A 12,938-nucleotide genomic window follows, 5' to 3' on the forward strand; every position below is an offset into this window, starting at 1 on the left:
GCGCTCAGCGCCTAACCAACCAGAGGATCACGCGACACAACCGCTACACCACCCCGCTGGACTTGACCCTGATCCGCGACGGATCTACGCCAACTGATGCGCGACCCTGCCCGGCTTCGACTGCGGCATGCTGGCGGTCTTAACGTACGGACCTGTCGGTGAGCGGGTGTGTCGGCGGCGAGCGCGTCGGCCAACCCGACGATCATCGCGTCTGGCGAGACGAGCGATCGTCAGACTGCGCCGGTTAGCCGACGACGGCTGTCGCTTCAGCGGCCTGCAGGATGAGTTGGGTCGCGGCCTCGGGCTGGGACACGAACGAGACGTGCGAAGCCGCGACCTCCACGATCGTCGCGTTGGCGCGCTCGGCCATGAACCGCTGCAACTCCGGCGGGATGGCCTTGTCCTCGGTGCCGAGCAGATACCAGCACGGCAGGGTGTTCCACGCCGGCGGGGCCGACGGCGTGGCTGCGAATGCCGCGGCGGCGTAAGGCCGCTGTGTCGCGGCCATAACTGCGGCCGTCGCAGGATCGACGTCGGCGGCGAAGGCTTCTCGGAAGGCCTCGGGGGCGAGGTAGAGATCGACGCCCTCGCTCCCGTCGGGGTTGGTGAACGGAACGGGCCGGATCGAAGGCCCCACAAGGCTGCCTTCGAACCTTTCGAGGAGCTGCTGCTGGCTCTCGCCGACGTCGCACATCCAGCCGTTGAGGTAGACGAGCGCCTGGACCTGCTCGCTGCCGATGGCGGCGGTGGAGATCACATTCCCGCCGTAGGAGTGGCCGACGAGCACGATCGGACCGCTCAGGGTCCGCAGGAACTCGGCCAGGTAGGCGGCGTCTCCAGCGAGGTCGCGAAGCGGGTTGCCGAACCCGATGGCGGAATACCCGCGATCCTGCAGGGCACGGATTTCGGCGTCGAAGCCGGTCGCGTCGGCCCATGCACCGTGGACCAGGACGATCGTCGGGGTCTCAGCAGCCATTCCCATCAGAGCTCCAATGTTGACGGATTGCGTATGTCGCGACTGTAGACCTGTGAGTGGTGCTGGGGGCCAAGGCAATCGAAACGATTGGTGGCGGCCTTCTCCGCCTCCGGCGCGGCGGAAGGGAGCTCGGTGCTCAATCCAACCGAGGCCGCCGCCAGTGGAAACTAGTGGTCGTGGAACGTTCGGATTGCCGGATGCGGCGCAAGGATGACCGTGACCGCGGACGATGACGGGTCCGCGGCGCCGCAGCCGCCGGCCCGAGGCAAGGGCGGGTGGTGGCGGCGGGTACGCCCGGCCGTCCTGCTCGTGCTCGGCGGTGTGTCGCTGTACCTGTTGCTCCCAAGCCTGCTTTCGGTCTTCGGGTCGTGGCGATCGCTCTCCCATCTGGACTGGCCCTTCGCGATCCTCGCCCTCGCCTGCGAGATCGCGAGCTATGTGTGTCTGTGGGAGGTCGATCGGATCGTACTGGGCACCCGCGCCTGGTTCCCCGTCGCTGCCGCGCAGCTCAGCGGGTTCGCCGCGGCCCACGTCCTGCCCGGCGGTGGCGCCACCTCCACAGCTGCCACGACCTCGGTGCTGCGCAAGGCCGGCGTCGCCGACGACACAGGCGAGATCGTCACGGCGCTCGGCGCAGCCTCCCTCCTGCAGATGGCGACGACCTTCTCCCTGCCCGTGCTCGCGCTACCAGCGGTCCTGGGCGGGGCAGCGATCAACCACAGCCTGGAGGCTGCGGCCTACCTCGGCGCCGCCATACTCGTAACACTCCTGGCAGGGGGTACGGCGGCCTTCGTCAGCGATAAGCCGCTCGAGAATGCCGGACGCGCGATTCAGTGGCTCATCAACGCGACGATCAGGCGGCACAAGCACGTTACCGACATTCCGCAGCGATTGCTCGCGGATCGCGACTTCGTCCGCACGACGGCCGGCCGGCATTGGAAGGCGACACTGTCGGCGGCCGTGGGCAACACCGTATTCGACTACCTCGCGCTGCTCGCCGCGCTTCACGCAGTCGGAGCCGACCCGCGACCGTCGCTCGTCGTCCTCGCGTACGTCGCGGGAGAGCTCCTGGCGCTGCTGCCCTTCACTCCCGGCGGGCTCGGCTTCGTCGAGGCCGGCCTCGTCGGGATGCTCACCCTCGCAGGCGTGCCCAGCGGCGACGCGCTGGCGGCGACCTTGCTCTACCGCATCGTCGCGTACTGGCTCCCGCTGCTCGCCGGAGGCGTCGCATACCTGCTCTTCCGGCACCGCTATGGCTCCAGCAACGCGCAGAGTTGACGAGCCGCAAAGTCAGAGGTAGGCCTTGCGCCGCAGCCATTGCAGTGAGGGGTATCCCCAGATGGGTGGGAGGTAGTTGGTGCACAGGCGGTGGGTGACCGCGATCGCGAACGCCGTGGACTCGTCGACACCGAACGCGACCAGGCCCGCTGTGAGGGTGGCCTCGGCCGCACCGACGCCGCCCGGTACTGGGATCAACCCTGCGAGCGCGGACGCCACCAGGTTGACGAACAGGAGCTGTGCCAACGTGAGTTCGACTCCGTAGCCGTGGCAGACGGCACCGAGTGTGAGCGCGAAGGTCAGTTCCCCGCCAAGGTTGCCGCCGAAGAGTTCCAGCCTCTTTCGTCGGGTTCGCAGCACGACGCGGAGGGTGGCAAGGCCTTGGCGCATCGATGGGAGGACCTTGCGGCGGATGGACGGGACCAGCCAGATCACGGTGGCGCTGACGAGAAGCGCAACGATGATTGCCGCGACCAGTCGGCTATCAGGAGTGCGGATCTGCACGTCGCTGCTGTGCAGGTTGAGGTCGACCAGGGGCAGCATGAGCAGGACGAGGATGATCTGCACGATCTTTTCGGCCAGGGCGTCGACCGCGCCTGAGGCCACGGCCTCCGCAGCTGATCCTCCCATTCGCTGAACAAAGCGCACAGTGGCGGCGATCGTGCCGGCCGAGCCGGGAACGGCCACGCCAATGAACTTTTGCGCCGACTTCAACGCGACGCACGGCACCAGTGGAAGGGGGGTGGCCACGGCTCCCCGCAGAGAGATCGCCTCTGGAACGAACCCGAGCTGAGCCACCAGAAGCGCGGTAATGAGCCAGGCCGGTTCGGCGTTGCGCAGGGCGTCGGCGATCGTGTCGAATCCGATCTCCGCAAGTTGGCCGATCAGCAGGTAGGCGGCCAACGCCACCGCTGCGGTGACCAGGAAGTCGCGGCCGCGGATCCGCCGCATCGGCTTGATCTCGACTGGTTGAGTGCCCGCGGCGGCTGCGGCCGCGGCCCGTAGCGCCTTGAGGGCGACCTCGTGGGAGCCGGCCAGGTCCCGCGTGTGCGGGGTCAGAGCGGCACGCTGCAAGTACGGCAATGAACCCGTCACAGCGTCGACGCCGACGCCATCGATGGCTGTTGCGAGCGCGCGGTCGGGGCCGACGAGCGCCGTGCAGGCGACGAGCAACTCCGCGACATCGATGTCGACCGCCGAGCGTGGAGCTCCCAACGTCGCCGCGGCGAATCCAACGAGCACAGGCTGACCGTCGTTCAGGATCACATGATCGGCGTTGAGTCTTCCGTGCGAGATGCCCGCCGCGTGCAGTCTGGCGACCTGACGCCACAGGTCGAGCAAGGTCTCGTCCGTGACCTGATCGGCACGCATCGCCTCGAGACGGTCGTCGTCGGTTCGTCGGGTGACGAGGCCCGCGTCGCCGCCGGGTCCTAGCGCCGCCATGACCACCTCAGGGACGCGCACACCTGCCCGGGCGGCCATCAGGGTCGCCAACGCCTCGTGCTCGACCTGCTCCAGTCGTCCGACCGGTGCGCTGCGTGGAGGGTCCCGATACATGAGCAGGCGCCAACGACGCGCCAGGCGCTGAGTGTCCTGTGCGTCACGACCCAGCACCCGAATGTGGAGCGGTCGTCCAACCCGGTCACGTCCGGTGTACGCCGCCGCACCGCGCTTCTGGTGGGTCGACGGCCGGAGGTCGTCGACGTCGACGCCCAGCGACTGCACCGACTCACGAACGATATCGGCCGGTGGTATTCCGGCAGCAGAACCGAACAGCAGCCGGACCAGAGCGCCAGATCCGAGTCCGAGAGCCAGTGCGGCCAGCACATCAGAGGGCAGCGCGGCTGCCATGGCCAGCAACGCCACAGCCGCCAACGCGAGGAGCCAACCGAGCAGACGCCGAACAGGCACAACGAGCTCGGGGCCGACCACGGCTACGACGGCGGCCGCGGCCGCGAGACGGTACTCAGGGAATCCCCACCGAGACCACATGTCTGTGTCGACGGCAAACCAGCTCGGCCCAACTACCTGCCCGAGGACGCTCCCCGCGCCAGCCAGCACGGCAAGCGCAACCAAGACGTCACGAGCTAAGCGCCACCGGCGACGGACCAGGATGTCGACGACGACGACCAGCGCGAGCACGAGCAGGGCTACAACCAGCGCCCGCCAGAGACCTTCGGTCCAGCCAAGAATTGTGACCAACGCTTGCCCGGCGGCCTCATCCTGACCAGGCGCCGACACCGCGATCGCGGCCGCCGCACCTGCAAAGACAACCATTGCACCCAACAGGACTGCGTCGATCGTGCGGCGATTCCTCCCGCCCACCTCAGCGGCGATGAGCAGCACCAGGTGGTGGTCTTGTCGAGCGCCGCGCACGGGTAGTTACCCCACCACGTCAGAGGCAGCTCGGTCCCAATCGCGCGAGAGCCCGAGTGACGCGGACAACAACCCCGGCGACTCGCAACGCAGCTGAAGCAGTGCCTCTACTCTGCTGAGCAAGCGCCTCCTCCCACCCGGCGGCGCAGTCATCATCGCGGTTGCCATTTGTGCCCTTTGATTGAGCTGGGCCAAGAACAAGAATGCTCCTCCGCGCAAAAAGTAGCATCTGCTGCGCCACTCACTGCGAACCGGCGCAGCTCACCGACTCCGAGCACGCCATCGCCGAACTTGTGGTGGCTTGTGCGGTTCCGTCGGCCGCTCGGGCTTCGGCAGTGTCTGTCACGCCCGCGTTCCAGACGGTGAGCTTGGAAGGGCCTCCCGGTCGGCCGAAAGCCCCCCGCTCCAGGCTCCACGAGTAGCGCCGACGACCGCAGCGATCCCTCGGGGTCGCGGGGGTTGCCATGTGGGTCGCCGAGGCGTTGGCTGAATCTGTTGTGGACCGCATCCGGAATCCCATAAGGAGGGACGAGATGGACTTTTCCACACGGTTTGAAGACCTCGAGAAGCGCACCTCCGCAGCGCTGACCTCGGTGAAGGGCGCGGCGACCGAGTCGCGCGACCAACTCCGCGAGCGGATTGACCAAGCCCAGGTCGACCTCGACCTGGCAGGCAAGGACGCCGAGCAGAAGGCCGGCGAGACCGCCGAGCGCGCGCAGAGCAAGTGGGCGCAGATGAAGGCTGACGCGACGGCCAAAATGGACGATGCCAAGGCGAAGATCGACAAGCGCAACACGCAGCTTGACGCCAAGATGGCGGCGAACGACGCGGACTGGGCTGAGGCGGACGCGATCGACGCAATCGACTACGCGCAGTGGACGGTCGAGAACGCGCGGCTGCTGGCCCTCGACGCCTTGGACGCGCGCGTATACGCCGACGAGCGGGCCCGGGCCGCGGAAAGCGCCCCGTAACCCGTGTGCCACACCTGGCGACGGGCCCTGATCCGAGACCGCGGACGGGAGATGCAGCGGGTGGAAAAGCTGCTTGAGGACGCCTAGATCAAGCTCAGCTCGGTGGTCAGCGACCTGTTCGGGGTGTCCGGACGGGCGATGATGCACGCGCTGATCGCTGGCCAGCGCGAGCGGTCCTGGATGCGATGCTTGCCGTTATCGTCCTCACTGTGACATTCGCCTGACTGCAAACTGCGCCGCTGACCATGCTCCTCATGCCTGTCATTCAGCACCTTCGTGCTTTGCGTCCCTCGTCGCGGGGATGGTCTGTGCGGTCAACGCGCGCTTTTCCGCGGATGCACCCACGAGCTGCCAGCGCCGATATGCGTCGACTTGACGGTGCTGCTCGACGTACCCGCCGTCCGTCCGCCGGACTATCTGGCCGGTCTCGACGCCGAGCACCGCAATCCGCGCGTCCCGTTCCTGCAGCCCGTCGCAGATGCGGCGGGTGATCACCAGTGCGGCGGGCGGGCCCAGGATCACGAGGACCTGAAAGACGTGCAGGAGTGAGTTGACCGAAAGGTGGAACAGCACGGCCATGGTGTCTGCGCCGGCTGCGGCCCAGAGGATGCCGTAGAAGGTGATACCGGCGACTCCGATGCCGGTTCGGGTCGGGTTGTTGCGCGGCCGCTCGAGGAGGTGATGATGCCTCCGGTCGCCGGTCAGCCGCTCCTCGATGAACGGGTAGACGGCGACGAGCGCAAGGAACAGCGTGCAGACCGTGACCGGCAGCAGTACGGCCAAGCTGAACGTCTTGCCCCACCAGACGAATTCCCAGCCTGGCGCCAGCCGAAGCGAGCCGTCGAGGAAGGCGAGATACCACGCCGGGCCGACACCGGCCGAGGCGTTCGCCGGATCCGCGGGGCCGTACAGCCACACCGGGTTGATGGTGGCCGTCGCGGCCATGAAGATCGCAACCCCCGCGACGAAGCAGAACAGGCCAACACTCTTGACCGCGGCCACAGTTGCCGGACGTCCCACCACGTTGTCTTCCGTTCGCCCGGGTCCGGCGAACTGCGCGGGCTTGTGCCTGAGCGCGAGGACCGCGCCGACAACGAAGAGGACGACAAGTACGGCGGGCAGGACGACGATGTGCAACGGGTAGAACCACGAGATCACATCGCCCGGGAACTGCCCCCCGAACAGCAGGGCCGAGAGCGCAGAGCCGACGAGGGGAGTCGCCTGCAGGACACCGTCGAGTACGGCGAGGCTCATGCCGGACGCCATGTCGTCCGGGAGTGAGGTGCCGGTGAGGCATGCGGCCAGCATGACGATGAGCAGCCCGAAGACAACGAGCCAGTTCAGGCGCCGTGGCCGGCGGAACCCGGCGGTGAAGAACAGCCGCAACAAGTGCAGCGTGATCGCCGCCACCATGATCAGCGTCGCCCAGTGATGGACCTGGCGCATCAGCAACCCACCGCGGACCTCGAAGGTGATCGCCATGGTCGAATCCAGTGCCCGTGACATCTCTACGCCGCGCAGCGGCGCGTACGGTCCGTCGTACACAACGTGATCGACCGACGGTTCGTAGTTCACCGTCAGGACCACGCCGCTGAGCACGATCACGACGAAGCTGTAGAAGGCGATCTGGCCGAACAGCAGCGACCAATGGTCGGGAAATACCCTTGCTCGCAGGTTGCTCCATGAGCGGTGCATGGCTCGACCCTCCCTGGTCATCCTCCACGCCGGGCCGCAATCCGCGGTCATCCATACGACACCGCAGCCAGCGCGACTGTGACGTCCCGTGTCGCACATCACGCTCACGTCAGCGCTGGATCGGACGCCCGGGCGGGCTGGGCGAGGAGAGTTCGCGCTGATGGACTTGATGGTCGTGGTCTGCCCCCTGCAGCTCGGTCTCCCACGGTTGCGGTTCCGGTTGCAGTTCGGCCGCGTTCAGTCGCGTTCGGACAAGATGCGGTGACGAGCGACCGAGGCGAGATGAACCCTGCGAATCGCTCCGGACACCGCCAGGTAGCAGACTGGCTGCTGGTCAGCGATCGGACGGCGCGATGCAGGAGCCCCACGTGGGCCGACGTGGTGGCCTGGTCGCAGCGATCGTCGACCTAGGCTGTCGCTCTGTTCGTCTGCGGTCGCTTCGCCGGCGCGGCCCAGCAGTCCCCAGCTGCCTGGGGCGGCCGAGATCAGGGGCAGGTCTTCTCGTAGGGGCGGTCGGCGAACGCCTGGGTCCACTCGTCGGGGGTGAGGTTGCGACCCGCCATTGTGCAGGCGTAGGCGATGGCCTGTTCGAGGCGCGTGTCCCAGCGGTAGGTCTGTCCGTCGTATGCCGCGATGGTCACAATGTCGTTGCCCTCGGCGAAGCTTGGGGAGACGGCGACTGGCTCGGCTCCGGTGGAGGTGGCGACGGTGCCGAGGAGGTCGAGTGTGCGCGCGTCCCAGAGACTGACGGTGCCGTCCGCGGCGCCGGACACGAGGCGTGAGCCGTCTGGTGAGAAGCGGACGAACAGGCCCTCATCTTTGTGTCCGGCCGGCGCGCGCCTGACCTGTCTCGACTGCGCATCGATGGTGAGCACCTCGCCATTGACCCCGATGACCGCGATGCGGCGGCCGTCGGGCGAGTATGTCGCGTCGGTGACGAGCAGCCTTTGCAGATCGCCATCCGAGACCACCGTGCCAGTCGCAATGCGGATGATCCGCCAGCGCTGGTCGACGGGTTCCCGGGAGAAGGAGCCGAAAACCACCGCGGTCTCACCGTCCGGTGACGCCGCACCAAGAGCTCCCCACAGCGGGACCGTTCCGCTGGGCAGTAGCGTCTCCGCGTCGAAGATGCGGAGGTAGCCTAGCGAGTCGGCCACTGCGATACGAGCACCGCGTTCGACGTAGGTCATCGCGGAGATTTCCAGGTCCAATTGCTCCTTGCGCACCTTGCCGGTCTGGGAGTCCACAACCGTGATCTCGTCGATGTCGTGGATGGCGAGGTGCCGGCCGTTGGGGTGCCAGGTTGCGGAGGTCAAGGGTCTCTCTCCGAGCTCGAGGCCGAGACGCGCGGGGGTAGTGGTGGCGCCGGTTGTCGTGTCCGCGAAGTTCACCCAGGAGTCCTTTCCGTCGCGCCACAGGTAGGCCGTCGTCCTGCCGTCGTCGGAGGTGAGCACGTGCAGGTAATCGCGCGCGGGCACGGCCTGCGTCCGGCGAAGGTATTGCCGGTGCCCGGACAGGTCGTAGACGTGAATGATGCCCTTGTCGCCGCCGGTGTACAGCGCCTGACCATCGGGACTGAAGCTGACCGGCGTCAGTTCGAGGCCCGCCACAGTCATTGGGGGCGACGGTTCGAACGTCTTGATGCGGTCGCGGGGGGTGCCGGTGGCCACGTCCCAGACGATGACCTCCCCATCGAGCGAAGTCGAGCCCAGCAGCATGTCGTCGCGGGAGAAGGCCAGGCTGTCAGTCGGGGCGGTGTGCCCGCGCAGAACCTTGACGGTCTTGCCGGTGTGCGCGTCGACCAGACCTGTCGCGGTGGCGGCCCCCTCCTGGTTCTGCAGTTGGAGTGCCAGGAGGTCTCCTCGCGTGCTGATGTCGATGCTGAGCAAGCCTCGGAGGTCGGGGCGCTGCCACTTTTGTGTGCGCGTGGCCACGTCGTAGGCGGTGAGTGGCGACTGGCTGTAAATGGTTCGGCCATCTGGGCTGAGGACGATCCCCTGGGCGCCACGTGGGACCGCCACCTCGCGCGGTGCGCGGCCGGCCGTGCCGAGGTCCCACACGAGCAGGCGCACCGGCTCCTCAGGGTCCCTGTCATACAGGTCGGAATCCGCCCAGACGCTGGCGGCGAGATAGCGTGAGTCGGCGCTGAAGGCGATGTCGAGGTAAGAACCGGTGCGCGGCGGGATGGCGATGGGTAACGGGTCGAGGGTCTCGGCGTCGAGCAGCCGAAGCATCGAGGGGGCGGCGGTGGCCGCCAGGTACCGGCCGTCCGGACTGTAGCGCGCAGTGCTGAACGCAGGCTCGATGGCCGCCGGTCCGAAGGAGTATGAGTCGGTTACCCGACCCGTGCCGGTGTCGTACAAGTGGAAACCGGCCCGGTCGTCACCGGCAGCGATCCGGCTTCCGTCGGGCGACACCGAGATGCCGTTTACATACCTGCTTGAGGTAGGGAACGATCTGACCAACGTGGGGAGTTTGCCGATCGCCGCCACGAGGTTCGCCCGTGTCTCAGGGGAGTCGTCTAGCCGAGCGCCGTGCGCGGCGAGCAGCACTGAGTGGCTGATGCCCTCGGTCAGCTGTGCGCGTGCCCCGACCCGGCGTGCGAGCTCGCTGGTCGCCACTCGTTCAGCGCGTTCTGCCTGGCGGACCGCAACGAGGCCTGCGATCAACGCGCCGACAAGCAGGATGGCCGCGGTGCTCAGGGCGGCGCGGAGGCGGCGGTTGACGCGGGCCTGGTGCCGGGCCTGGCTTTCGGCTGCGCGGAGCTCGGCCTCCGACAGTCGCTTGCTCTCGGCAAGGAAATCTTGTTCGGTCGCTGTCAGGGCGAGCGTCGTACGTTCTTGCCAATCCAGCGCCTTCGCGAGGCGCACCCCGCGGTAGAGCTCGCTGTCCGGGCGGCCGAGCGTGTCCCAGGAGTCGGCCAGGGTGGCGAGGTGGTGCAGGATCTTCTGGCCTTCGAGGTCGTCGTCGAGCCAGCCGCGCAGTCGCGGCCAGGCACGGGCTAGCGACTCGTGGGCGAGCTCGACGACACCGGTGTCGCTGGTGACCAGCCGCGAGCGGACAAGCAGATCGATCATCGCGTCGTTCTCAGGCCCGGTGACGACCAGCCGCCGCGGCAGCCGGCTGCGGACCGGCTCGCCCTCCGGGCCAGGTGTGATCAGGCGCAGCATCAGGTCGCGCAGTACAGGGCGCTGCCCTGCGGGGATTCGCTCGTAGATCTCCTCGGCCGACTGGGCGACCGCACCACGGATCCCGCCCGAGGCGTTGTAGCCCGCCACAGTCAGGGTGCGGCCTTCACGCCGCTGCCACGTCTCGGCCAGTGCGTGCGACATCAGTGGAAGTGCGCCCGGCTGATCGGCGACATCGTTGACCAGTAGGTCGACCAGCCCCGGCTCGACGACCAGTGAGGCCAGCCGGGCCGGATGTTCGATCGCTGCCCGCAGGTCGGTCTCAGTCATGCCGGCGAGCAGGTACAGCCCCTGCTCCACGGCGCGAGCGAAGCCGGGATGGGAGGAGATGTCGGCCAGCCGATCGGCGCGGAACGACAAGATCAGCGGAGCCACGGCCTGGTGGGCGCTCAGCGCGGTCAGGAATGTCTCGCGCTCCGCGGTGTCCTGGCACAGCGAGAACACCTCCTCGCACTGGTCGACGACCAGCGCGGGCGGCGCGCCCTGGCCCGGCATCGCAGCGGCCAGCGCGGCGACCGGATGCGCACCCGGGGTCATCACCACGACGCGGACCCCATCCCGGCGCAAGGCAGCCGCGACCCCTGCCCGCACCAGCGAGGACTTGCCACAACCAGACGGGCCGACCACCGCCAGTGCCGACGTCTCGGACAGCTTACGCAGGCACGCCGCGACGTCGGAGTCCCGGCCGAAGAAGCCGTCCGCGTCGTCCACGTCGTACGACTTCAGGCCGAGATACGGGCAGTCCGGACTTGGCTCCGGCAGCGCGCTCTCCACCACCAATGACGGGTCCTGGCGCAGGATCGCCCGCTCCAGCGCATCGATGCCCGGGCTCGGGTCCAGGCCGAGCTCACGATCCAGCACGTTGCGCAGCCGCTGAATGGTCCGCAGAGCCTCGCCCTGCCGGCCAGCCTGATACTGCGCGGTCGCCAACAGAACCCAACGGCGTTCGCGCAGCGGGGCCTCAGCCACGAACCCCTGCGCCTTGGCCATGACCTTGTCATGTTGCCCTGACCGCAGCGCCGACTCGACGTACAGCTCCTCGGCCGTGTGCCGCAACTCCTCCAGCCGCCCCGCCTCGATCCGGCCGACGTCCCACCCGTCTAGATCGGCGAGGGGGCGGCCCCTCCACAGCGTCAGCGCATCCGCGAGAACCAGCGCGGACCGCTCAGCGTCCCCGGCCGCCAGTAGTTCGCGAGCACGGCCGACCGCGCGCTCGAACCGCTGCGCGTCGATCTCGTCCAGCGGTACGGCGAGGCGATAGCCCAGCGGCAAGGTCTCGATCGCGTGGATACCGAGAACCTTGCGGAGCCGGACTACACAGCCCTGCACCACCTTCGGCCAAGAAGGAGGTACCTGCTCCCCCCACAACACGTCGGCCAGTACCTCGGCGCTGACCACGTCTCCGGGGTGCACGGCGAGTGCTGCAAGTACGACCCGGTCGCGTCGTCCGAGAGCCTTGTGATCCCCCTCGATCGTGAGCGGGCCGAGAACTGCGATACCCACCCCTCGACTGTCGACCCCCCGAACCGGGCCGTCAACGGCCGCGATACCGCCGTGATACCGAGCCCAACCGACGCGATACCAACCTGAGCGACAACCGAGTCATGGAACGTCAGGCGCACCCCGGGCACACCAGAAGCGGCGGGCCCCCGCAAGACGCGAGAACAGGAGCACAGGAATCATGTCCGCACACGCACCGAAGCCCACATCCCAGGCTCGGAGGAAAGGTCTGGCCGCACTGACGGCGAGCGGCGCAGGCATCCTGCTGGCCCTCATGGCGACCGCCACGCCGGCGACCGGCATCGTGAAACCAGAGCCCAACGGCCCGTCCGGGACGTCGACGACCATGCCGAACCCGGGGCCACCCAACTACCCGAACTACGACCCGCAGTACGAGATCAGCCCTGTCGAGCAGAAGAGCGGCCTGGACACGACCTCGGTCGCGCTCGGTGCGCTCGGCGGCATCGCCCTCGGCGGAGCCGGGCTGGGCATCACCCTCGGCGTACAGCGACGCCGCGACCACTCGGCGCCGCACCCGGCCTGAATCCGTACGCCGCGACGCCTGAAAGGAGGAATCATGAACCGCAAGTACTGGGCCACCGTAGGATCCGCGCTTGCGCTGGGCGCTGCGACGCTCACCGCTACCGAAGCGTCGGCACAACTAGCCCCCGAGCCTTGGTCCGGGTCCACAACAACGCCGGATTGCCACTGGGCCTACCACCCTGCCTGCGAGGAGGCCCCTGTGTCGGTGCCCCCCGCGGAGGTGGCGCTCGACCCGGGTCTGTCGAACGACGGCGGGGCCGAGGCCCGGCAGGCGGGCGCATCCGCACTCGGGGGCGCCGGCCTCGCGTTCGCCGGCATGTGGCTGTACCGGCGTCGCCATGCGCGCGACATCTAGGCGGGTCGTCGTACCCGCGCGCCCCTGTAGGTACGACGGATCCGTGTCGGTAGCTG

Annotated in this window: 8 protein-coding genes; 4 read left to right on the top strand and 4 right to left on the bottom strand. The window is 68.1% G+C overall.

The annotated features are described in order from the left end of the window. Positions 1 to 244: 244 nt before the first annotated feature. Complete coding sequence (locus ACFPJ1_RS38915; protein ID WP_380111359.1) at positions 245 to 982, bottom strand: alpha/beta fold hydrolase; 738 nt, start codon at positions 980 to 982, stop codon at positions 245 to 247. 210 nt (positions 983 to 1,192) lie between these two features. On the opposite strand from ACFPJ1_RS38915, the gene ACFPJ1_RS38920 reads away from it, so the two are divergent. Continuing rightward, a complete protein-coding gene (locus ACFPJ1_RS38920; RefSeq protein ID WP_380111360.1) occupies positions 1,193 to 2,254 on the top strand; it encodes a lysylphosphatidylglycerol synthase transmembrane domain-containing protein in 1,062 nt (353 codons plus the stop codon). A gap of 12 nt (positions 2,255 to 2,266) precedes the next feature. On the opposite strand, the gene ACFPJ1_RS38925 is transcribed toward ACFPJ1_RS38920, so the two are convergent. Further along, positions 2,267 to 4,531, bottom strand: a complete 2,265-nt coding sequence (locus tag ACFPJ1_RS38925; RefSeq protein WP_380111361.1) for a lysylphosphatidylglycerol synthase domain-containing protein — start codon at positions 4,529 to 4,531, stop codon at positions 2,267 to 2,269. Between the two features lie 632 nt (positions 4,532 to 5,163). Here ACFPJ1_RS38925 and ACFPJ1_RS38930 point away from each other — a divergent pair. Continuing rightward, the gene (locus ACFPJ1_RS38930) at positions 5,164 to 5,601 is read left to right on the top strand and encodes a hypothetical protein (RefSeq protein ID WP_380111362.1); all 438 of its coding nucleotides are present in this window, start codon (positions 5,164 to 5,166) and stop codon (positions 5,599 to 5,601) included. Between the two features lie 261 nt (positions 5,602 to 5,862). Here the strand turns inward: ACFPJ1_RS38930 and qcrB are convergent, their stop codons facing one another. Further along, positions 5,863 to 7,296: a cytochrome bc1 complex cytochrome b subunit gene (gene qcrB, locus ACFPJ1_RS38935; RefSeq protein WP_380111364.1), complete on the bottom strand. Its 1,434-nt coding sequence runs from the start codon at positions 7,294 to 7,296 to the stop codon at positions 5,863 to 5,865. Between the two features lie 485 nt (positions 7,297 to 7,781). Continuing rightward, complete coding sequence (locus ACFPJ1_RS38940; protein ID WP_380111365.1) at positions 7,782 to 11,987, bottom strand: nSTAND1 domain-containing NTPase; 4,206 nt, start codon at positions 11,985 to 11,987, stop codon at positions 7,782 to 7,784. A gap of 178 nt (positions 11,988 to 12,165) precedes the next feature. On the opposite strand from ACFPJ1_RS38940, the gene ACFPJ1_RS38945 reads away from it, so the two are divergent. After that, a complete protein-coding gene (locus ACFPJ1_RS38945; protein WP_380111366.1) occupies positions 12,166 to 12,528 on the top strand; it encodes a hypothetical protein in 363 nt (120 codons plus the stop codon). A gap of 198 nt (positions 12,529 to 12,726) precedes the next feature. Continuing rightward, positions 12,727 to 12,882 carry a hypothetical protein gene (locus ACFPJ1_RS38950; RefSeq protein WP_380111367.1) on the top strand — a complete coding sequence of 52 codons (156 nt, stop codon included), beginning with the start codon at positions 12,727 to 12,729 and terminating at the stop codon, positions 12,880 to 12,882. The last annotated feature ends 56 nt before the right edge of the window (positions 12,883 to 12,938 follow it).

The sequence above is a fragment of the Kribbella qitaiheensis genome (assembly GCF_042657745.1).
Classification (GTDB): Bacteria; Actinomycetota; Actinomycetes; order Propionibacteriales; family Kribbellaceae; genus Kribbella; species Kribbella qitaiheensis.